The sequence below is a fragment of the Stenotrophomonas sp. LMG 10879 genome (assembly GCF_002750935.1).
GTDB lineage: Bacteria > Pseudomonadota > Gammaproteobacteria > Xanthomonadales > Xanthomonadaceae > Stenotrophomonas > Stenotrophomonas lactitubi_B.
Genome location: NZ_PEJT01000002.1, coordinates 138,359 through 160,711, shown reverse-complemented (window position 1 = coordinate 160,711; position 22,353 = coordinate 138,359). Strand labels below are relative to the sequence as shown.

Sequence of the window (22,353 nt, the reverse complement as noted above, 5' to 3'; positions counted from 1 at the left end):
GCGGCCCGTCCGCACGATCACGGCTGTACCACCGTCAACGTGGTCGGGTTGCTGCGGCCGACGCCACGCAGCTGCGGCCGGTACATGTCCTCCACCAGCGACGGCGGCACCGTGTAGGTACCCGGAGTGACCGCACGCACCAGATAGAACACATTGGCCTTGCTGCCACGCGAGAGCTTCAGCGCCGCCACGTAGCGGTCATCGCGGAACTCTTCGTGCTTGGTATCGGCCGCTTCGCTGCGGTCGCTGATGGTGATGCCATCCACCACCACGTCGGCCCACTGCTTGGCATCGCCCAGGTTGAGGTTCTCGATCTCCAGGCCTGCCGGCAGCAGGTCGGTCAGCAGCGCATCGGGCATCTCGCTGTCGGCGGTGATGGTGACGCGCACGATCAGCGCTTCACCCTCCTTCAGCGGACGCGGCGACCACGGCTTGCCATCGGTGCCGAAGTAACTCCGCTCGACGCCGATCACGCTGTTGTCCGGTGCCGGTGCGCTGCGCGGGATGCCGGCCACGTCGATGCTGGCGAACATCGGCGGCTGCCCCTGCGGCGTGAAGCGCACGCCCGCAGCCAGCTGCCCTGCATCGAAGTTGCGACCAAACAGCTTGCGCTCGCCGATGGCCTCGGTGCTGCCACCGATCACCAGCTCACCGGCCACCAGTGCCTTCTGGTTGGCAGCCAAGGCCTTGCCGAGGCGGGCGATGGCCACCTGCTCCTGCGTGCTCAGCCACATCCAGCCACTGTTGCGGCGCGCATCCAGGCCGCGGCCCAGATCGACTGCGCGTGCATCCCATGCCGGCTTGGCCAGCTTGTTTTCGTGGGTCAGCGCGATCATCAGCGCATCGTCACGTACGGCACTGCCGTAGTCGCCGAAGTACGACGGTCGTTCGCTGCTGGACTTGGCGAAGCCAGCCGCAAGAGCAGCCTGGCCACGCTTGGCATCGCCCTGCAGCGACAGTGCCACGCCCAGATGCACCAGCGACAGGCCACCCACGGCCTTGCTGCGTTCGTTGTCGTACAGCGTGCGCAGGGTGCCCAGCGGCGCGCGGTTGACGCGGGCCAGCACGTAGCCCGAGTACGCCTGGTTGGCGAACTTCAGGCTCTCGCGCTTTTCCTGGCCGTAGAACTGGTTGCCACCGGACAGCAGGTCTTCGCTCAGGCGGTTCAGCGCCTTCTGCAGCACGTTGTCCGGTACCGCGAAACCACCTTCCTTGGCATCGAGCAGGAACTCGGCGATGTACGGCGTCAGCCACGGGTTCACGTAGCCGTCGTCACCCCACATCGAGAAGTTGCCGTTGGCCACCTGCATCGACGCCAGGCGACCGAACGCGCCTTCCATTCGCTCGCGACGGGTCTTCGCGTCCAGGCCATCGGCGCCGAGCATGGACGAAGTCGCCTGGTCCAGGATCAGCGCGGCGTAGCCCTTGCTGGTGGTCTGTTCGGCGCAGCCGTACGGGTAGTTCAGCGCGCCCTGCAGCGCGCTGGCGAACGGGATCGGCGGCAGCGGGCTGACCAGCAGGCGGGCATTGACCGATTCGGACATCAGCCCGTCCATCAGGCTGCCATCCAGGCTTACCGCAGCCAGCGGATCGAGCGTGCGCACCTGCGAACGCAGCACCTGCGGCCACGCCGCGCGTACCGGCAGATCGTAGCGGCGGTCGGCCTTGAAGCCGTTGCCATCCACGCGCACGCGCACCTTGGCCACGCTGTGGCCCTCGCGCGCGGACAACGGGAAGCTCAACGTGGTCTTGGCATCAGCATTGAGCTGCACGCTGCGGGTGCCTTCGCTCAGGCTGAGCGGGCCTTCGCTGTCCACGCGCACGTTGAACTGACCCGGCTTGCCGGTGAAGTTCTGCACGTCCAGGGTCACCGTACTGCGGTCACCCGGGGCGAGCACGCGCGGCATGCTGGCCTCGGCCAGGATCGGCGCGCGCACCACGGTTTCCACATCGCGCTTGCCGTACTGGTCATCGCTGTAGACCAGCGCCGACACACGCAGGGTGCCATTGAAATCCGGCACCTTCAGGCGGATGCGGGCAATGCCCTTGGCATCGAGCTGCACCGGGCCGGAGAACAGGTCCACGGTCTGCACGCGCGCGGTCGGCCGCTTGGCCTGCGGCAACGCCTGCAGCGCCATGTCACCACCGAACTTCAGCTTGCCACTGCTGCCGTCGAAGCTCTCGATCACCCGGCTGTAGATGTCATAGGCATCGATGCCAAGGCGACGTTGGGCAAAGAAGTGTGCGCCGGCATCGGGCACCGGGAAGCGGGTGATGTTGAGAATGCCCACGTCCACCGCCGAAACAGTGACGTGCGCGGTCTTGCCGGCCAGCTGCGGTGCGCTGACCGTCACTGGCAGGTCCTGCTCCGGACGCATCTGCTTGGGTGCGGCCAGGCCGACGGCCACGGTGCGGCCCTTGCGATCCATCGGCACGTGCACCACGCCTACGGCACGGGCGGGAGTGATCTTGCTCGGCGCACTGCCACCGCGGAACACCAGCGCGGTGATGTAGACGTCGTGGCGCTCCCAATCGGCAGTGACCGGGATCTTGTAAGTGGCACCGGGCTTGGCGTCGATGTCCTGCACGTACAGCATGCGGTCGGTCTCGACCATCAGCACGCCCTTGCCGGCGTGCGGCGGGGTCACCGTCACTTCCAGGGTATCGCCGGCCTTGTAGCCGGTCTTGTCCAGGCCCAGCTTCACCTTGTCCGGGCGGGCATCGAGGCCACGGTTGTCATCGCCCCAGCTCCAGCCGGCGCGGAACGGATAGCGGCTGGTCAGGCCGGTGGACGGATCGAACACGTCCACCCGGTACTCGCCCCACTCCACCGGGAAGTCGAAGGCCACTGCGCTGCCGCCGGCATCGACGGTACGGGTTTCCTTGTTCTCGAAACGGCGGGTGAAATCGTAGTCCCAGCGGTTGTCGTTGAAGGTCCAGTGGTAGTCGCGCAGCTCGCGCACCAGGGTGATCTTCAGACCCTTGGCCGGCTGCGGCTTGCCGTCCGCATCCACGCGCATCAGTTCAAAGCGCGCGTTGCCGTTGGAATCAGCGCCATCGTCCGGATTGAACAGCGGGCGCACGCCGACCAGTGCGGCGGCCGGCCACACCACCCGCTTCAGGGTGCGGGTGACCGTGCGGCCACCGGTTTCATACAGGCTGCCGGACAGCACCACCGCGATCGGCGCCTTCGCTTTGACCGCTTCTTCTGGCAACGACACGTCTTCGCGCAGCTGGCCATTGGCCGGCAGCGTGGTGTCGATCACATCCTTGGCTTCGCGCGGCAGCTGCAGAGTCGGGTCGCCGAAGAAGTAACCCGGCAGGCCCTCCACCGGTTTCTGCTCGGCGGCCACCGCCATGCGCGCGGTGAAGCGGTTGCCATCGGCCGGGGCACCGTACAGATAGGCACCATTGGCCTGCAGGCGCAGGTCCTCACCCGGCTTCAGCGTCTTCTGGGTGCTGTCCAGGTCCAGCTTCATGCGCTCGGGCAGGAACTCCTCGATGCGCAGGGTCATGCCCTGGATCGCTTCCTTGCTGGCGGGATCGGTGCGGAACTCGACCTGCCAGCGCCCGGTCGGCGCCTCGGCGGGGATGGTCTGCTCGAAGTTGATATAGCCCTGTTCGCCCGGTTGCACGCGGGTTTCGCGGAAGGTCTTGCCGTCGGGCTGCTTCAGGCGCAGGAACACCGGCTGGCTCTTCACCGGCTTGCCGTCGTTGTCACGCAGCAGCGCCGACAGGCGCACCGTCTCACCCGGGCGGTACAGATCGCGGCCCGACCAGGCGTAGACATCGAACCAGGCGTTGTCACGGCCGGCCACGGCGAACTCGCTCAGGTCCAGCGCCGGCTGGTTGAAGGGCAGGAAGCTGGTGTCCTTGCCGCTGCTGGCCACCAGCACGTGGGTGGCATCCAGGGTGTAGTTCAGCAGCGCATTGCCGTTGCTGTCGGTGCTGCCCTTCAGCACCACCTCGCCCTTGGCATCGAGCACGCGCAGGTCGATGCCCTTCAGCGATGCACCGTCCTTCAGCGCGGCGGTGTGTACGAACAGCTTGTCCTTGTAGGCGCGGGTATGCAGGCCGATGTCGCTGACCGAGAAGAAGGCAGTATCGAACTCACCCTCGTAGTCACCGGTGCGCTTGAGCAGGGCGAAATACAGCCCCGGCTCCTGCAGTTCCTTGATGTCCTGGGTCGGCAGGTAGGTCAGCACCCGCTCGTTCTGCTTGCCCCCCAGAATGAAGCGGTTGACGTAGACCGGCTCGGCCAGCTTGTTGATCGGGCTGCGCTCGTAGTCGCTGCTCAGTTCCCAGCTGCCACGGCGACCGCCGCGCTGGTACTGGCTGAAGAAGGTCGGCAGGTCCTTCTCGCGCACGCGCAGGAACTCGACATCGACTTCCGGCACGTTCACCGACACCACCGGCAGGCCACGGCTGTCCTTGGCCGGCAGCACGCTGCCCTGCGAGGCAAAACCGGCCACCGGCTTCAACTCGCCGCTGAACACCTTCTGCTTCAGTTCCTTGCCCAGGCGGCTGCCATCGGCGGCCAGCAGGTCCGGCGAGACCACCAGGCTGAATTCCTTGCCGGCTTCGACAAAGGGATAGCGCAGGGTCAGGCCGTCATCGGACAGGGTCCAGCTGCTGTCATCGTTGCCGACCTTCTCTTCGAAGCGCACCAGCTTGTCGAAGTCCTGGGTGCCGACCAGCGGGCGCGAGAACTCCAGCGCCAGCGACAGGCCTTCACTTTTCTGGTCCGGGTAGGCACGCAGCAAGGTGAACTCCTTCACCTGCTCGGCCTTGGTGGCGATGGCCTCGCCGCTGGCCTTCGGCAGCTGCCCGCTGTCGTTGCGGCAACCGGCCAGGCCTGCCAACAGGCTGCCTGCCAAGAGCGCCGCCGCCCACCCCCACCGCATCCGCCGTGCCGGACCGCTCATGTCGTCACTCCTTGATCGAGGCGCCCATTATAGGGCCGCCGCGTCAAGGCGTTGACGCCGGGCACCCGGTACCGGAAACCCGGTAGACGCCAACCTTGGTTGGCACCCACCAAAGCGCGCCCTACCCCGGCAGGTACAGGTCCACATAGTCGGTCACCGGCATCGCCGCCAGCGCCACCGGGTCCAGCGAGGCAGCCAGGATCCGTTGCTGCTGGGCAGTCGGGAAGCGGTGCGCCAGATGCCGGTGGAACTTGTCCATCAGCAGCGGAATACCCTCTGCGCGCCGGCGCGCGTGGCCCAGCGGGTACTCCACCAGCACCTCCGGCAGCCCGCTGCCATCACTGAAACGCACACTCAGGCCGTTGGCGATGCTGCGCTTGTCCGGGTCCAGGTAGTCGGCGCTGAGCTGCGGGTCTTCATGGCAGGCCATCTTCGCCCGCAGCGCATCGATGCGCGGATCGGCCGCCATGTCGTCCTCGTAGTCCTCGGCCACCAGTCGCCCATGCAGCAGCGCGATGGCCACCATGTACTGCACGCAATGATCGCGGTCGGCCGGGTTGTGCAGCGGCCCCTGCTTGTCGATGATGCGGATGCAGGCTTGCTGGGTACGGATCGCGATGTGCTCGATGTCCTCGACTCGTCGCCCCATCGCGCGCAGCTGCTGGTGCAGCGCGATCGCCGCCTCCACCGCTGTCTGCCCGTGGAACTCGGCCGGGAAACTGATCTTGAACAGTACATTCTCCATCACGTAGCTGCCGAAGGGGCGGCCGAGGGTCAGCGCCTGCCCATGCATCGAGACCGCCTCGAAGCCCCAGGTCGGCGCACTGAGCACGCTGGGGTAGCCCATCTCGCCGGCGGCGGCCATCAGCGCCAGGCGCACGCCACGGCTGGTCGCATCGCCGGCCGCCCAGCTTTTGCGCGAGCCGGTGTTGGGTGCATGCCGGTAGGTGCGCAGCGCCTGCCCATCCACCCAGGCCAGCGACACCGCATTGAGCATGCGCTCGCGGTCCAGCCCGAGCATCTGCGCAACAACAGCAGTGGTAGCTACCTTGACCAGCAGCACGTGGTCCAGGCCAACGCGGTTGAAGGAGTTCTCCAGCGCCAACACGCCCTGGATCTCGTGCGCCTTGATCATCGCCAGCAGCACGTCGTGCACGGTCGGCGGTGGACGCCGCAACGCGGCCGCATTGCGGCCAAGCCAGTCGGCCACGGCGAGGATGCCACCGAGGTTGTCCGAGGGGTGGCCCCATTCGGCGGCCAGCCAGGTGTCGTTGAAATCCAGCCAGCGCACCATCGCGCCGATGTTGAAGGCCGCCTGCACCGGGTCGAGTACGAAGTTGGTACCCGGCACGCGCGCGCCATTGGCCACGCTGATGCCCGGCACCAGCGGACCCAGCAGCTTGCTGCAGGCGGGGAAGGACAGCGCCTCCAGCCCGCAGCCCAGCGTGTCGAGCAGGCAGTGATGCGCGGTCTGGAACGCCAGCGGCGAATCGATGCGGGTGTCACGCACGTAGTCGACGATGTCCACCAGCAGCGCATCCCAGGCTGCACGCGTGTTGGACGGGGTGTGATTCTCGGACATCGTCGATCTCCTCGTAGGTTTGCCAGGCCACGCCAGACCCGGTAGTCGCCAACCTTGGTTGGCGCGGACGTTCACCCGGCGCTGCCTTCTCCATGCCAACCAAGGTTGGCATCTACCGAAGCATGTGATGCCACCGCCGACCAGCCCATCACTCGGCTGGCACCCGCACCTTGCCTTCCATCAGCACGCGGGCACTGCGGCTCATGATGGCCTTGGACACCGTCCACTGGCCGTCAACGAGTGCCGCCTGCGCACCCACGCGCAAGGTGCCTGAAGGGTGCCCGAAGGTAACGGCCTCGTGTTCGCCGCCACCGGCCGCACGATTGACCAGCGTGCCGGGGATGGCCGCGGCGGTACCGATCGCCACTGCAGCGGTGCCCATCATCGCGTGGTGCAACTTGCCCATCGACAGCGCGCGTGCGTGCAGGTCAATGGCCGACGCCGGAATCGCCTTGCCGCTGGACGACACGTAGTCCTGCGCGGGGGCAACGAAAGCCACCTTCGGCGTGTGCTGGCGGGTGGCCGCATCTTCCAGCGCCTGGATCAGGCCCATGCGCAAGGCGCCATGGGCACGGATCTTCTCGAAGCGCTCCAGCGCCGCCTTGTCTTCGTTGATCGCCGGCTGCAACTCGGTGCCGGTGTAACCGAGGTCGGCAGCGTTGAGGAAAATGGTCGGGATGCCGGCGGTGATCATCGTCACCTCGAAACTGCCGACGCCCGGCACGTCCAGCGTATCGACCAGGTTGCCGGTGGGGAACATCGCGCCCGCATCGCCATCGTCGGACGGGTCGATGAATTCCAGCTGGATCTCGGCGGCCGGGAAAGTCACGCCATCCAGCTCGAAATCGCCGATCTCCTGCACTTGCCCATCGCACATCGGCACATGGGCGATGATGGTCTTGCCGATGTTGGCCTGCCAGATGCGCACGGTGCACAAGCCATCGCGCGGCACCCGCGCCGGATCGATCAGGCCGTTGGCGATCGCAAACGGACCGACGGCAGTACTGAGATTGCCGCAGTTGCCGCTCCAGTCGACAAAGGCGGTGTCGATCGACACCTGGCCATACAGGTAATCCACGTCGTGATCCGGCACCGAAGCGGCGGAAATGATCACGCACTTGCTGGTGCTGGACGTCGCGCCGCCCATGCCGTCGGTCTGCTTGCCATACGGGTCGGGTGAACCGATCACGCGCATCAGCAGCGCATCGCGCGCGCCGCCCGGCACCTGCGCGGCGTCGGGCAGGTCCTGCAGGCGGAAGAACACGCCCTTGCTGGTGCCACCACGCATGTAGGTGGCGGGAATACGGAGTTGTGGGAGGAAGGCCATGGATCAATATCCTGAATACGATGAATCGATATCGGGGGTGAGCTCATCGTCTTCGAAAAATGCTCCCATGCCTCGCGCAGCATTCCAGATACGCACGATGGAAATGTGCGCAGGCAGCTCCACGTAATAGACCAGGTAGCCGTCGAAGCGACGAACCGGATGAAAGCGCAACGGCGCTGACAGCGAGGGCAACAGATCCGCATGCAGTGCGGAACCGGCACCGGGGTGTGCTTCGATAAGCTTCACTACGGATTCCACCGCATCGATGAAGCCGATTTCCAACGCCTCTCCGCCTTGATCTCCATACCAGCTGGCTGCCTGGTCAAGATCTCGAACTGCCGCAGGGGACCAGTGCAAGGGCTTCACTTGCGGTTCCGTGCACGCTTACGCAGCTTGTCGAAGTGATCCGGCGGCAGAGGCGCCGCAGGACCTGATGCCAGACCCTCGGCAATCAACTGCCTGAGCAGCTCTTCGGCCTTGCTTCTCTGGCGCTGGCGAATCAGGTCGCGCACGTAGTCGGAGGTGCTTGAATAGCCACCTTCGCGCACTTCTTCGTCCACGAACTGCTTGAGCGGATCGGTCAGCGAAATATTCATGGTGGCCATGAGACTCTCCATTGGCAATATTTGCCAAGTCAGTGTGCGCCCTGTCCTCATGTCGGACAAGCCCGCCCCCAATCTCCGGGAGCAGGCATTCAGTCCGGCATCACGCCACCTTGGCGCCTTCCAGGAAGTCCTGGGCGAAGCGCTGCAGCACGCCACCGGCTTCGTAGATCGCCACTTCCTCGTCGCTGTCCAGGCGGCAGGTCACCGGCACGATCACGTCCTGGCCGTCGCGGCGGTGGATGACCACGCGCAACTCTGCGCGCGGCGTCCGCTCGCCGATCACATCGAAGGTCTCGGTGCCGTCGATGCCCAGGGTCAGGCGGGTGGTGCCCGGCTTGAACTCCAGCGGCAGCACGCCCATGCCGATCAGGTTGGTACGGTGGATGCGTTCGAAGCCTTCGGCAACGATCGCCTCCACACCAGCCAGACGCACGCCCTTGGCGGCCCAGTCACGCGAACTGCCCTGGCCGTAATCGGCACCGGCGATGATGATCAGCGGCTGCTTGCGCTCCATGTAGGTCTCGATCGCCTCCCACATGCGCATGACCTTGCCTTCCGGCTCCACGCGCGCCAGCGAGCCCTGCTTCACGCTGCCGTCTTCGTTGCGCACCATCTCGTTGAACAGCTTCGGGTTGGCGAAGGTGGCACGTTGCGCAGTCAGGTGGTCGCCGCGGTGGGTGGCGTAGGAATTGAAGTCCTCTTCCGGCAGGCCCATCTTCGCCAGGTACTCACCGGCAGCACTCGACGCCAGGATCGCGTTGGACGGCGACAGGTGGTCGGTGGTGATGTTGTCCGGCAGCACTGCCAGCGCACGCATGCCCGCCAGCGTGCGCTCACCGGCCAATGCGCCCTCCCAGTACGGCGGGCGGCGGATGTAGGTGCTCTGCGCGCGCCAGTCGTACAGCGGGCTGACCTTTGCAGCATGCTCCACGCGCACGTTGAACATCGGGTTGTAGACGCTGCGGAACTGCTCCGGCTTCACTGCAGCCTTCACCACCGCGTCGATCTCGGCGTCGCTCGGCCAGATGTCCTTCAGGCGCACCTCGTTGCCGTCGGCGTCCACGCCCAGCACATCCTTTTCGATGTCGAAACGGATGGTGCCGGCGATGGCGTAGGCGATCACCAGCGGCGGCGAGGCAAGGAAGGCCTGCTTTGCATACGGATGGATGCGGCCGTCGAAGTTGCGGTTGCCCGACAGCACCGCGGTGGCGTACAGGTCGCGATCGATGATTTCCTGCTGGATCTTCGGATCCAGCGCGCCGCTCATGCCATTGCAGGTGGTGCAGGCGAAGGCGACGATGCCGAAGCCCAGCTTCTCCAGGTCCGGCAGCAGCCCGGATTCCTCAAGGTACAGCTGCACGGCCTTCGAGCCAGGCGCCAGCGACGACTTCACCCACGGCTTGCGCAGCAGGCCGCGCTCGTTGGCCTTGCGTGCCAGCAGCGCCGCAGCGATCACGTTGCGCGGGTTGGAGGTATTGGTGCAGCTGGTGATGGCGGCGATGATCACCGCGCCGTCGGGCATCAGGCCCTGTGCCTGTTCGGCCTTGCCGGCCTCCAACTTTGCGGCATCGGCGATGCCACGCTCGACCAGTTCCGATACCGGCAGGCGGCGATGCGGATTGCTCGGGCCGGCCATGTTGCGCACCACCGTCGACAGATCGAAGCGCAGCACGCGCTCGTACTGTGCGGTGACCAGGTCATCGGCCCACAGGCCGGTGCTGCGCGCGTAGTTTTCGACCAGTGCGACCTGCGTTTCCTCGCGACCGGTCAGGCGCAGGTAATCAAGTGTCTGCCCGTCGATGTAGAACATCGCGGCGGTGGCGCCGTATTCGGGGCACATGTTGGAGATGGTGGCGCGATCACCGATGGTCAGTGCGGCGGCACCCTCACCGAAGAATTCAAGCCAGGCGCCGACCACGCGTTCCTTGCGCAGGAACTCGGTCAGGGCCAGCACTACGTCGGTGGCGGTGATGTCCGGCTGCGGTTTACCGGTCAGCTCGACGCCGATGATGTCCGGCAGGCGCATCCACGACGCGCGGCCCAGCATCACGTTCTCCGCTTCCAGCCCGCCGACACCGATGGCGATCACGCCCAGCGCATCCACGTGCGGGGTGTGGCTGTCGGTGCCCACGCAGGTATCGGGGAAGGCCACGCCGTCCTGCACGTAGATCACCGGCGACATCTTCTCCAGGTTGATCTGATGCATGATGCCGTTGCCCGGCGGAATCACGTCCACGTTCTCGAAGGCCAGCTTGGTCCAGTCGATGAAGTGGAAGCGGTCTTCATTGCGACGATCCTCGATGGCGCGGTTCTTCTCGAACGCCTGCGGATCGAAACCACCGCACTCGACCGCCAGCGAGTGATCGACGATCAGCTGCACCGGCACCACCGGATTGACCTTTGCCGGGTCACCGCCCTTGTCGGCGATCGCATCACGCAGGCCAGCGAGGTCGACCAGCGCGGTCTGGCCGAGGATGTCATGGCACACCACGCGCGCAGGGAACCACGGGAAGTCCAGGTCGCGACGGCGCTCGATCAGCTGTTTCAACGAGTCGGTCAGCGTGGCCGGGTCGCAGCGACGCACCAGGTTTTCGGCCAGCACGCGCGAAACGTACGGCAGCGTGGCATAGGCACCGGGCTGGATGGCATCGACCGCGGCGCGCGCGTCGAAGTAGTCCAGCGAGGCGCCGGGGAGATTCTTGCGATAGTCGATATTCATGGGCTGGCGGAATGCTTGAGGCGGGCCGGGTGCCGGCGATGCGGCGGCGAAAACATCCGGCCGGCACGGGGCCGGCCGGATGCATGCAGCAGTGGAACAGTGGCGATGATCAGGAGCGCTTGTCGATGGCCACGAACTCGCGATCTTCCGGACCGATGTAGTTGGCGCTCGGGCGGATGATCTTGCCGTCGATGCGCTGCTCGACGATGTGCGCGCTCCAGCCGGCGGTGCGGGCGATCACGAACAACGGAGTGAACATCGCGGTCGGCACGCCCATCATGTGGTAGCTGACAGCACTGAACCAGTCCAGGTTCGGGAACATCTTCTTGATGTCCCACATCACCGTTTCCAGGCGCTCGGCGATGTCGTACATCTTCAGGCTCGACTGTTCTTCGGACAGTTCGCGGGCGACGTCCTTGATCACCTTGTTGCGCGGATCGGACACGGTGTAGACCGGGTGGCCGAAACCGATCACCACTTCCTTGCGCTCCACGCGGGCCTTGATGTCTTCTTCGGCTTCGTCCGGATTGTCATAGCGCTTCTGTACTTCGAAGGCCACTTCGTTGGCGCCGCCGTGCTTGGGGCCGCGCAGCGCACCGATGCCACCGCAGATCGCGCTGTACATGTCGCTGCCGGTGCCGGCGATGACGCGGCAGGCGAAGGTCGAGGCGTTGAACTCGTGTTCGGCGTACAGGATCAGCGAAGTGTGCATCGCCTTCACCCACGAATCCTGCGGCTTCTCGCCGTGCAGCAGGTGCAGGAAGTGGCCACCGATGGAGTCATCGTCGGTTTCCACGTCGATCGCGCGACCGTTGTGGCTCCAGTGGTACCAGTACAGCAGCATCGAGCCCAGGCAGGCCATCAGCTTGTCGGCGATGTCACGTGCGCCCGGATGGTTGTGGTCGTCCTTCTCCGGTGACACGCAGCCGAGTACGGACACGCCGGTGCGCATCACGTCCATCGGGTGCGCCGACGGCGGCAGCTCTTCCAGCGCAGCCTTCACCGCAGCCGGAATGCCTCGCAGCGACTTCAGCTTGGCCTTGTACGAAACCAGCTCGGCGCGGGTCGGCAGCTTGCCGTGCACCAGCAGGTAGGCGATTTCCTCGAACTCGCTGGTATTGGCCAGGTCCAGGATGTCGTAGCCGCGGTAATGCAGATCGTTGCCACTGCGGCCGACGCTGCACAGCGCGGTGTTGCCGGCAGCGGTGCCGGACAGGGCGACGGACTTCTTCGGCTTGAAGGTCGGGGTTGCGGTCGTATCGTTCATGTTTCCCTCCGAAACTTGATGGTGCAGGGTACTGCTTATTTCTTGGCGGCGAACAGCGCATCGAGCTGCTGCTCGAAGGCGTGGTAGCCGATACGGTCATACAGCTCCTCGCGGGTCTGCATGCTGTCGATCAGGTTGCGCTGGTGGCCTTCGCGGCGGACCGTCTGGTAGACGTTCTCGGCCGCCTTGTTGGCGGCGCGGAACGCCGACAGCGGGAACAGCTGGATGGCCACGCCGGCCGAGGCCAGTTCGTCGCGGCTGAACAGCGGGGTCGCGCCGAATTCAGTGATGTTGGCCAGCACCGGCACCTTCACCGCATCGACGAAGCGGCGGTAGGTCTCCAGGTCGTAGGCAGCCTCGGCGAAGATGCCGTCGGCACCGGCTTCGACGCAGGCGATGGCGCGCTCGATGGCTTTGTCCACCCCGTCCACCTGGATGGCGTCGGTGCGTGCGATCAGGAAGAAGTCCGGATCGGTCTTGGCATCGGCAGCCGCCTTCACGCGGTCGACCATTTCACCCTGCGAGACGATCTCCTTGCCCGGGCGATGACCGCAGCGCTTGGCGCCGACCTGGTCTTCGATATGGCAGGCGGCCGCGCCAGCCTTGATCAGCGACTTCACGGTGCGCGCGATATTGAACGCGCTCGGGCCGAAGCCGGTGTCGATGTCGACCATCAGCGGCAGGTCGCAGACATCGGTGACGCGGCGCACGTCGACCAGCACGTCTTCCAGGGTGTTGATGCCCAGGTCCGGCAGGCCCAGCGAGCCGGCCGCAACGCCACCGCCGGACAGGTAGATGGCGCGGAAACCCGCGCGCTTGGCCAGCAGCGCATGGTTGGCGTTGATTGCGCCGATCACCTGCAGCGGCGATTCGGCAGCCAGCGCCTCGCGGAAGCGGGCACCAGCGGAGAAGGGGGTGGAAGCGGTCATGCGGCGATCCAGGTTGAAGGACGGGGAGGTAAGCGCAAGCACCGTGCCAACCTGCAAGCGATTGATTTCACGGGGATGACCGCCCAACCTCAGTGAAACATATGAAACATTGAAACAGATGTATCATGAAACATCGCCACACCCGATCCCCGCGCCATGTACCTGCCCCGCTCGCCCCTGCGCCATGCCGATGCCGACCCCGGCCGCCCGGTGATCTGGACCGTCAGCGTCTCGCGCCTGACCGGCCTGCTGGGCGATGTCATTCCCGAATTCGACCGCCGCGCCCGCATCGAGCAGATCAACCTCGGCTTCGAGGAAGCAGTGGAAGTGATCGGCCAACGCCTGCGCCGCGAGCACTGCGATGTCGTGATCGCAGGCGGCTCCAACGCGGCCTGGCTGCGCGGCCGCCTGGACCTGCCGCTGGTGCCGATCCAGGCCAACGGTTTCGATCTGATGGAAGCGCTGGCGCGGGCGCGCCGCATCGCCCCACGGATCGGGCTGGTGACCCACGCCAGCGATGTGCCGGTGTTCAGCAGCTTCCAGCAGAGCTTCGGCCTGGACATCGAGCATCGCCGTTTCGTCACCCGCGAAGACGCGCGCGACTGCATCGCCGACCTGCGTGCGAACGGCATCGAGGTGATCGTCGGCACCGGCATGGCCATCGATCATGCCGAACAGGCGGGCCTGCCCGGCGTACTGCTGTACTCGGCCGATTCGGTGCGGCAGGCCTTCGAGCACGCGCTGGAACTGACCCAGACCCTGGCACGCTCGGCGGACGCGCGCCCGGCCGCTCGGCGAAGGGCCGCCCCCCGCGCCGATGCGCATGTGCTGCTCGGCGACAGCAACGCGATGGCCGACGTGCGCGCCCAGATCGCGCTGTACGCCCCGCACGACAGCACCGTACTGGTCACCGGCGAGACCGGCACCGGCAAGGAGCTGGTAGCGCGGCAGCTGCATGCGGCCAGCGGCCGGCGGGGTCGATTCGTCGCACTGAACTGTGGCGCGATCAGCGAATCGCTACTGGAGGCCGAGCTGTTCGGCTACAGCGATGGCGCCTTCACCGGTGCGCGGCGTGGTGGTCGCGTCGGCCTGGTCGAGGCCGCCGATGGCGGCACCTTGTTCCTGGATGAGATCGGTGAACTGCCGCTGCCGCTACAGACCCGCCTGCTGCGTGTGCTGGAAGAACGCGAGGTGCTGCGCGTGGGAGCGACCGAGCCCACGCCGGTCGACCTGCGTGTGGTCGCCGCCACCCTGCAATCGCTGGAGCAGCGCGCGGCGGCCGGCAGCTTCCGTCGCGACCTGTACTACCGGCTGGCCGCGCTGCGCATCGCGCTGCCGACTCTGCGTGCGCGTCGCGGCGATATCCCGCTGCTGACCACGCACTTCTTCCGCCAGCTGCGCGGCATCGATGCACCGCTGGATGCAGAAGCGCTGGCCCTCCTCAGCGCTGCCGACTGGCCGGGCAATGTGCGTGAGCTGCGCAATCTGGTCGATCGGCTGCGCATCCACTGGCAGCCGGGTGAAGGGCTGATCGATGCCGCGCGACTGCTGCAGCTGGCGCCGGAGCTGGTGAACGAAGGCGTCGCGGCACTACCGGTGGAAAGCAACGGCAAGCGACCGCCGCGTGCGCAGCTGGAAGCACTGCTGCAGGAACACCGCAATGACCGCGAGGGCATGGCGCAGGCGCTGGGGGTGTCTCGCACCACGCTGTGGCGGTGGCTGCGTGCGGAGGGGTTGTAACCACCTATTGCTTGGTGGGTACCAACCGATGCCTGGCGGGTGCGAACCCTGGTTCGCACCGCTCTTCCGTCAAGCACCTCATCCACGCATGGTGTGGATCTACCGGGACACACCAAATGCTACAGGCGACGCGCCGGCTGGGCGCGAACGAGGAGCACTCACCGTGCCCAGCGCGCTTCGATGGCAAACCGGCCACTGCCTACTGCGGCAATCCATAGCAGCAATACGCCGAACGGCACTTCGCTGAGATAGAAGAACCAGCTCAACCAATCCAGCACGCCCAGCCCGGCCGGAATGCGCGCGATGCCATCGGTCAACGCCGCCACCGCGCAGATAGCCGCCAGCAGCAGGGCCGAAGGCCGACTCAGCAGGCCCAGCACCAGCAGGCCGCCCGCAATCCACTCGATCGCGCCGAGCACCGGTGCACTGAACACCGGGAACGGGATACCCGCATCGACCAGCGTATGCACCATGCGCTCGCGTCCAGCGTCGGTGAACACCTTGTTCCAGCCAGATACGCAGAACATCACACCTGCCACGACGCGCGCGAGCAGCAACAGGAATGCTTCCACGCCACGGCGCGGTGGAGGCACGGCAAGCAGGCAACGCCAGGACGGCATGGCAACTTCGCAGGTCGAGGGTATTGCAGCGAGTGTGCCCGGCGCCGACCTGCTCGCGCATGAAGCGGACCAGTCCATTAGCGACAAACGCAGATTTCTGTAGAGCCGAGCCCATGCTCGGCTGATGCTCTCGAAGGAGCAGCCGAGCGTGGGCTCGGCTCTACAGCAGCCCGAGCACCACCCCGACTTACGGGTACAGCAGGCGCTTGCTCCAGCGCCCTTCGGCGCCGGCTTCATAGCACCAGCGCTCGTGCAGGCGGAACTGCGCGCCGTACCAGAACTCGATGCGGTCAGGCACCACGCGCAGACCACTCCAGCCGTCCGGACGCGGCACGTCCTTGCCGTCGAAGCGTGCCTCGACCTCGGCCACGCGCGCGTCGAACTCCTCGCGCGAATTCAACGTCTTCGACTGCAGCGACGCCCATGCGCCGATCTGGCTCATGCGCGGACGGCTGGCGAAATAGGCATCTGCCTCGGCGTCGGCAACCTGCTCCACGCGCCCCTCGATGCGCACCTGGATGCCGGCCTCGCGCAGGCTGCGCCACAGGAACAGCAGCGCTGCCTGCGGATTGGCCTGCAGTTCGCTGCCCTTGTGGCTGTCCAGGTGGGTGTAGAACACGAAGCCGCGCTCGTCGAACGCCTTCAACAACACGGTGCGCGCCGACGGCCGGCCCTGCGTATCGGCAGTGGCTACGGTCATCGCATTGGGCTCCACCTCGCGGCTCTGTTTCGCTTCTTCGAACAGGGCGGCAAAGGTCGACAGGGCTTCGGCGTACAGGTCGCTCATGACAGCATTCTTCTCACACGGTTTGGGCTATTGTGGCGGCATGGTCGCTGCTGCGTACATGCCCCAGGTGAAAGGATTCCCCGAAACAGTGGTCGAGCAGGCGCTGGATGACGCGCTGGGCAGCAGTACAGCCGTTCCAGTATTGGCGATCAGCGGCCTGCAGGGGAGCGGCAAATCGACGCTGGCCGCGCAGGTGGTCGCCCGCGCCCAGGCTCGTGGCCTGAACGCCGCAACGCTCTCCATCGACGATGTCTACCTGACCCGCGCGCAGCGACAGCGCCTGGCCCGGCAGGTGCATCCGTTGCTGATCACCCGTGGCCCGCCGGGCACCCACGACCTGCCGCTGGCGCATGCGGTACTGGATGCAGTGGCCGCGCGACGGCCGCTGGCCCTGCCCCGCTTCGACAAACTGGCCGATGAGCGCCTGCCAGAAGCGCAGTGGCCGCAGCTCGAAAAGCCGCTGGACCTGCTGGTGTTCGAGGGCTGGTTCCTCGGCACGCCGGCGCAGGACGAGGCCGAACTGGATACTCCCCTCAACGCACTCGAGCGCGAGGCCGATGCCGATGGCCGCTGGCGACGCTGGTGCAACCAGGCACTGGCCCGCGACTACCCGGCGCTGTGGCAGCGCTGCGACCGTCTGTGGTTCCTGCAGCCCCCGGATTTCTCGGTGGTGCCGCGTTGGCGCTGGCAGCAGGAGCAGAACCTGCAGGCGGCACAGCCGGGCCGGCACGGCATGAGCCGGCCGCAGCTGGAGCGCTTCGTGCAGTACTACGAGCGGGTCAGCCGGCAGGCATTGCGTGCGCTACCGGACATTGCCGACCGGATGGTGGTGCTGGATGCGCAGCGCCAGGTGCAGGCGCTGCGCTGAGCAGGCTCACTCCACCAGGAAGGTGATCCGCAGGTTCACCCGCCATTCGGTGATCTCACCGTTGCCGTCGGTGACCACCTTGGTCTCGTTGATCCAGGCGCCCTGGATGCCCTTGACCGTCCCGGACACCTTCTTCAATCCGCTGCGCACCGCGTCCTCCACGCTCTTGGGCGAGGACGCATTGATTTCGATGACCTTGGCAACCGACATGGCAGGTACTCCGTCAGGCGCGGGAAACCCCGCAGGAACCTCCACCCTGACGTGAAGAACGTAAAGGCCAAGGCACGGAGGTGTTAGCATCAGAGGGCATGAATCCCGCTCCGAACCTGATCCTGATCGGCCCGATGGGCGCCGGTAAAACCTGCATCGGCCGCCGCCTCGCCGAGCGCTTCACGCTGGACTTCGTCGACGTCGACCAGGCCATCGTCGATGCGACCGGGGCCAGCATCCCCACGATCTTCGAGCATTCCGGCGAGGCCGGCTTCCGCGCCCATGAGCGCCAGGCACTGGCACAGGTGCTGGCCGGCCGTGGCCAGCTGGTGTCCACCGGCGGTGGTGCCGTGCTCGATCCGGACAATCGCGCCCTGATCGCCCGGCGTGGCTTTGTCGTCTACCTGCGGGTCAGCGTCGCGGCCCAGCTGGAGCGCCTGTCACGCGACAAGGCGCGCCCCCTGCTGCAGCGGCCGGACCGCGAACAGGTGCTGCAGGATCTGGCCGCGCATCGCGACCCGCTGTATCGCGAGCTGGCCGATGTCACCCTTGATACCGACCCGTTTACCGCAGCCGATGCGACCGCCCAGCTTGTGCTCAAGCTGGCCACGCACTGGCAGCGACAGGACCCCACTGCATGACTTCCCCTGCCCTGCTGCAGGTCGCCGTTGGCGGCGACCGCCCCTATTCCATCACCATCGGCGCCGACGCCCAGGCCGACGGCGCCGCACTGGCCAGCCATGTGCGTGGCCGCCATGTACTGCTGGTCAGCGACAGCGAGGTTGCGCCACGTTATCTGGATGCCGTCAGGCAGACCCTGCTGGCCGCACGCCCGGACCTGATCGTGGGTGAGCATGTGCTTGCTGCCGGCGAAGCCTCCAAGACCCTGGCCGAGTTCGGTTCGGTCATCGAGGCCCTGGCTGCGCTCGGTGCGACCCGCGATGCCTGCGTGTTCGCCCTCGGCGGCGGTGTGGTTGGCGACCTCGCCGGCTTTGCCGCAGCCTGCTGGATGCGCGGCGTCGACTGCGTGCAGCTGCCGACCACGCTGCTGGCGATGGTTGACTCCTCGGTGGGCGGCAAGACCGCCGTGGATATCCCGTCCGGCAAGAATCTGGTCGGCGCGTTCCATCCGCCGCGTGCGGTGATCGCCGATACCCGGGTGCTGGCCACCCTGCCGCCGCGCGAGCTGCGTGCCGGCCTGGCCGAAGTGGTGAAGTACGGTGCGCTGGGCGATGCGCTTTTCTTCGAGTGGTTGCAGCAGCATGCCGACGCCCTGGTGGCCGGCGAGGATGCCGTGATCGCCGAAGCCATCGCCCGCAGCTGCCGGCGCAAGGCGGCGATCGTCGAGCGCGATCCCTTCGAAAAGGGCGAACGCGCCCTGCTCAACCTCGGCCACACCTTCGGCCACGCCATCGAAACCGAACAGGGCTACTCCGCACCGGGGCGCGATGCGCTCAACCACGGTGAGGCCGTGGCGGTGGGCATGGTGCTGGCGGCCCGCCTCTCCACTGACCTGGGCCTGGCCGACGACGCCGACCGCGTGCGGTTGCAGGCGCTACTGGAGCAATTGGGCCTGCCGGTGGCCATCCCCGCCGGACTGGACCCGCAGGCCCTGCTCGGCCGCATGCGTCTGGACAAGAAGAACGTGGCCGGCCGCCTGCGCCTGGTGCTGTGGCGTGGCATGGGCCGTGCCGAAGTGGTGCCGGACGTGGATGAAGCGGCGGTACTGAAGGTACTGGACGCAGGCTGACCGCTTCCGCGGTCGCCGTGCATGGCCCGGCGCAACCGGATTGTGCCGCGGCATGAAGCGCAGCCGAGCGTGGGCTCGGCTCTACAGGTCCGTGCCGCCCCGGGGCGATACAATCGACGCCATGCACGTCCACCTGCAACAACCCGCCGACGGTGCCCAGGCACCGCGCTTCCTGCGCCTGACCCTGGTCCCGGACCTGTTCGGCGGCTGGGAGCTGCTGCGCGAATCCGGCCGAGTCGGCGCCCGCTCGCAGCTGCGGCGCGAGCTGTACCTCAAGGCCGACGAAGCCCGCCACGCCTACGAGAAGGCCCGCGATGCCGAACTGCATCGGGGCTTCCAGATTCTTTCGCACGGCGACTGACTGCGCCGCTGCCCTTTTCGCCCAAGGAATGCCCACTGTGACCAGCCCTCTCCGCAACGATCGCCTGCTGCGCGCCCTGCGCCGCGAACCGGTGGACTGCACCCCCGTCTGGCTGATGCGCCAGGCCGGCCGCTATCTGCCGGAATATCGCGCCACCCGGGCCAAGGCCGGCAGCTTCCTGGCCATGGCCAAGAACCCGGAGATCGCCTGCGAAGTCACCCTGCAGCCGCTGCGCCGCTTCCCGCTGGACGCGGCCATCCTGTTCTCGGACATCCTCACCATTCCCGATGCCATGGGCCTGGAGCTGTACTTCGTCGAAGGCGAAGGCCCGAAGTTCCGTCACCCGGTGCGCGATGAAGCGGCCATCGCCAGGCTGGCGGTGCCGGACATGGAACAGGACCTGGGCTATGTGATGGACGCGGTACGCCTGATCCGCCGCGAACTGGACGGCCAGGTGCCGCTGATCGGTTTCTCCGGCAGCCCGTGGACGTTGGCCTGCTACATGGTCGAAGGCGGCGGCAGCAAGGATTTCGCCCGCATCAAGGCGATGGCGCTGAATCATCCGCAGGCCCTGCACCGCCTGCTGGAGGTAACCACCGACGCGGTGATTGCCTACCTCGGCGCGCAGCGCGCCGCTGGTGCGCAGGCCCTGCAGGTGTTCGACACCTGGGGCGGCGTACTGTCGCCGGCGATGTACCGCGAGTTCTCGCTGCGCTATCTGCAGCGCATTGCCGAAGGCCTGGAGCGTGGCGAAGGCAGCGAGCGCACGCCGCTGATCCTGTTCGGCAAGGGCACCGGCCTGCACCTGGAAGCGCTGTCGCAGACCGGCGCCGATGCGCTCGGCCTGGACTGGACGCTGGACCTGGATGAAGCACTGCGCCGCACCGGTGGCCGCGTTGCCCTGCAGGGCAACCTGGACCCGACCACGCTGTACGCCTCGCCCGATGCGATCGCCGCCGCCGCCGCGCGCGTGCTCGACACCTATGCCGCCGGCAATGGCGGTTCGCGCGAGGGTCATGTGTTCAACCTCGGCCACGGCATGTCGCCGGACATGGACCCGGCCCATGTACAGGTGCTGGTCGACGCGGTGCACGCGCACAGCCAACGCTGAACATTCCGCATGCGATCACGGCGCGATGTTGATCGCGCCGTGACCCGCAGTGCGCGATCATGGCGTCCCCCACGCTGCACCGGCCGCACGCCATGTCCACATCGCCATCGACCTACACCCGCCAGCGCCCACTGCTGTGGCTGGTGTCCTTGGCGATCTTCATGCAGATGCTGGACTCGACCATCGTCAACACGGCGCTGCCGGCGATGGCGGCCAGCCTCGGCGAAAGCCCCCTGCAGATGCAGTCGGTGGTCTTCAGCTACGCACTGGCCGTGGCCACCTTCATCCCCGCCTCCGGCTGGATCGCCGACCGCTACGGCACCCGTCGCACCTTCCTGGTAGCGATCATCCTGTTCACCCTCGGCTCGCTGGCCTGCGCCTTGGCCCAGCACCTGCACCAGCTGGTCGGCGCACGCGTGCTGCAGGGCATCGGTGGTGCGATGCTGCTGCCGGTCGGGCGCCTGGCGGTGATGCGCTCGGTACCGCGCGAGGACTTCCTGCGTGCGATGAGCTTCATCGCCATTCCGGCCCTGGTGGGTCCGCTGATCGGCCCGACCCTGGGCGGCTGGCTGGTCGAAATCGCCTCGTGGCACTGGGTGTTCCTGATCAACCTGCCGATCGGCGTCATCGGTTTCATCGCGGCGATGAAGATCATGCCCGACCACTACGCCAGCCATCGCACCCGTTTCGACCTGCGCGGCTACGCGATGCTGGCGTTCGCGATGGTGGTGCTGTCACTGGCGCTGGACGGCATCTCTGGACTCGGCACGCCACATGCGCTGGTGATGCTGATGACCGTGGCCGGCCTGGCTGCGCTGGTGGGCTACTGGCTGCACGCCGCCAACTCCACCGCCCCCTTGTTCTCGCTGGCCCTGTTCCGCGTGCCCAGCTATCGCATCGGTATCCTCGGCAACCTGTTCTCGCGCATCGGCAGCAGCGCCATGCCGATGCTGATCCCGCTGCTGCTGCAGGTCGGCCTGGGCCTGGGCCCGATGAATGCCGGCCTGATGATGGTGCCGGTGGCAGCGGCCGGCATGGTGTCGAAGAAGCTGGCGGTAAAGCTGGTTGAGCGCTACGGCTACCGCCGTGTGCTGATGGTCAACACCGTGCTGGTCGGCCTGGCGATGGCCAGCTTCATCCTGATGACACCGGGCCAGCACCTGGCTTGGCGCCTGCTGCAGCTGGCGTTCTTCGGTGCGGTCAATTCACTGCAGTTCACCGTGATGAACACCGTGACGCTGCGCGACCTGGACCGCGAATTCGCCAGTTCCGGCAACAGCCTGCTGTCGATGGTGATGATGCTCGCCGCTGGTTTCGGTGCCGCCGCTGCGGGCAGCCTGCTGGCCGCGTTCGGCAACCACCTGGACAGCAACAGCGCCACCGCCGCGCTGCATGCGACGTTCCTGTGCGTGGGCGCGATCACCCTGACTTCGACGATGATCTTCTGGCAGCTGCCCGATACCAAGCCGGAGCCGCGCGAGGTCGAGCACGTAGCGGAGTAGTGGGTTCGGCAGGGCTGCGCCCTGCACCTGCAGAGGCCACTGCGCAAGCA

At 66.6% G+C, this 22,353-nt stretch carries 18 protein-coding genes; 7 read left to right on the top strand and 11 right to left on the bottom strand.

From position 1 onward, the window contains the following. Positions 1-17: 17 nt before the first annotated feature. The 8 genes from CR919_RS03535 to prpB all read right to left on the bottom strand — a co-directional run bounded on the left by CR919_RS03535 (position 18) and on the right by prpB (position 13,354). Positions 18-4,904: an alpha-2-macroglobulin gene (locus CR919_RS03535; RefSeq protein WP_243379911.1), complete on the bottom strand. Its 4,887-nt coding sequence runs from the start codon at positions 4,902-4,904 to the stop codon at positions 18-20. Between the two features lie 142 nt (positions 4,905-5,046). Further along, positions 5,047-6,507, bottom strand: coding sequence for a bifunctional 2-methylcitrate dehydratase/aconitate hydratase (locus CR919_RS03530; protein WP_099818897.1), 1,461 nt, complete (start codon positions 6,505-6,507; stop codon positions 5,047-5,049). Positions 6,508-6,655: 148 nt separating this feature from the next. Further along, complete coding sequence (prpF, locus tag CR919_RS03525) at positions 6,656-7,834, bottom strand: 2-methylaconitate cis-trans isomerase PrpF (protein ID WP_099818896.1); 1,179 nt, start codon at positions 7,832-7,834, stop codon at positions 6,656-6,658. A 3-nt stretch (positions 7,835-7,837) separates the two neighbouring features. Further along, a complete protein-coding gene (locus CR919_RS03520) occupies positions 7,838-8,200 on the bottom strand; it encodes a type II toxin-antitoxin system RelE/ParE family toxin (protein WP_099818895.1) in 363 nt (120 codons plus the stop codon). Beyond that, the gene (locus CR919_RS03515; RefSeq protein ID WP_099818894.1) at positions 8,197-8,439 is read right to left on the bottom strand and encodes a type II toxin-antitoxin system ParD family antitoxin; all 243 of its coding nucleotides are present in this window, start codon (positions 8,437-8,439) and stop codon (positions 8,197-8,199) included. The genes CR919_RS03520 and CR919_RS03515 overlap by 4 nt, the downstream gene beginning before the upstream one ends. A gap of 100 nt (positions 8,440-8,539) precedes the next feature. Beyond that, a complete protein-coding gene (gene acnD, locus CR919_RS03510) occupies positions 8,540-11,158 on the bottom strand; it encodes a Fe/S-dependent 2-methylisocitrate dehydratase AcnD (RefSeq protein ID WP_099818893.1) in 2,619 nt (872 codons plus the stop codon). Between the two features lie 109 nt (positions 11,159-11,267). Next, complete coding sequence (gene prpC / locus CR919_RS03505; RefSeq protein WP_089236472.1) at positions 11,268-12,425, bottom strand: 2-methylcitrate synthase; 1,158 nt, start codon at positions 12,423-12,425, stop codon at positions 11,268-11,270. 35 nt (positions 12,426-12,460) lie between these two features. Further along, positions 12,461-13,354: a methylisocitrate lyase gene (gene prpB, locus CR919_RS03500; RefSeq protein WP_099819106.1), complete on the bottom strand. Its 894-nt coding sequence runs from the start codon at positions 13,352-13,354 to the stop codon at positions 12,461-12,463. Positions 13,355-13,510: 156 nt separating this feature from the next. On the opposite strand from prpB, the gene prpR reads away from it, so the two are divergent. Then, positions 13,511-15,094: a propionate catabolism operon regulatory protein PrpR gene (gene prpR / locus CR919_RS03495; RefSeq protein WP_099818892.1), complete on the top strand. Its 1,584-nt coding sequence runs from the start codon at positions 13,511-13,513 to the stop codon at positions 15,092-15,094. A 158-nt stretch (positions 15,095-15,252) separates the two neighbouring features. On the opposite strand, the gene CR919_RS03490 is transcribed toward prpR, so the two are convergent. Next, positions 15,253-15,714: a DoxX family protein gene (locus CR919_RS03490; protein ID WP_099818891.1), complete on the bottom strand. Its 462-nt coding sequence runs from the start codon at positions 15,712-15,714 to the stop codon at positions 15,253-15,255. Positions 15,715-15,901: 187 nt separating this feature from the next. After that, a complete protein-coding gene (pdxH, locus tag CR919_RS03485) occupies positions 15,902-16,501 on the bottom strand; it encodes a pyridoxamine 5'-phosphate oxidase (protein ID WP_099818890.1) in 600 nt (199 codons plus the stop codon). Between the two features lie 40 nt (positions 16,502-16,541). Between pdxH and CR919_RS03480 the strand changes: the two genes are divergently transcribed. Continuing rightward, entirely contained in the window at positions 16,542-17,369 is an 828-nt protein-coding gene (locus CR919_RS03480; RefSeq protein ID WP_099818889.1) for a kinase, read from the top strand. 6 nt (positions 17,370-17,375) lie between these two features. Here the strand turns inward: CR919_RS03480 and CR919_RS03475 are convergent, their stop codons facing one another. Beyond that, positions 17,376-17,579 (bottom strand): dodecin family protein, encoded by a 204-nt coding sequence (locus tag CR919_RS03475; protein ID WP_049465447.1) that lies wholly within the window; start codon positions 17,577-17,579, stop codon positions 17,376-17,378. Between the two features lie 98 nt (positions 17,580-17,677). On the opposite strand from CR919_RS03475, the gene CR919_RS03470 reads away from it, so the two are divergent. From CR919_RS03470 to mdtD, 5 genes are all read left to right on the top strand, one after another. Beyond that, positions 17,678-18,220 carry a shikimate kinase gene (locus CR919_RS03470; RefSeq protein ID WP_099818888.1) on the top strand — a complete coding sequence of 181 codons (543 nt, stop codon included), beginning with the start codon at positions 17,678-17,680 and terminating at the stop codon, positions 18,218-18,220. After that, the gene (aroB, locus tag CR919_RS03465; protein ID WP_099818887.1) at positions 18,217-19,329 is read left to right on the top strand and encodes a 3-dehydroquinate synthase; all 1,113 of its coding nucleotides are present in this window, start codon (positions 18,217-18,219) and stop codon (positions 19,327-19,329) included. The genes CR919_RS03470 and aroB overlap by 4 nt, the downstream gene beginning before the upstream one ends. Positions 19,330-19,450: 121 nt before the next feature. Next, on the top strand, positions 19,451-19,690 hold the full coding sequence (locus tag CR919_RS03460) for a WGR domain-containing protein (protein ID WP_099818886.1): 240 nt from the start codon (positions 19,451-19,453) through the stop codon (positions 19,688-19,690). Positions 19,691-19,718: 28 nt separating this feature from the next. Beyond that, positions 19,719-20,801, top strand: coding sequence for a uroporphyrinogen decarboxylase (gene hemE / locus CR919_RS03455; protein WP_032951968.1), 1,083 nt, complete (start codon positions 19,719-19,721; stop codon positions 20,799-20,801). Positions 20,802-20,893: 92 nt separating this feature from the next. Continuing rightward, positions 20,894-22,303, top strand: coding sequence for a multidrug transporter subunit MdtD (mdtD, locus tag CR919_RS03450; RefSeq protein WP_099818885.1), 1,410 nt, complete (start codon positions 20,894-20,896; stop codon positions 22,301-22,303). Positions 22,304-22,353: the final 50 nt, after the last annotated feature.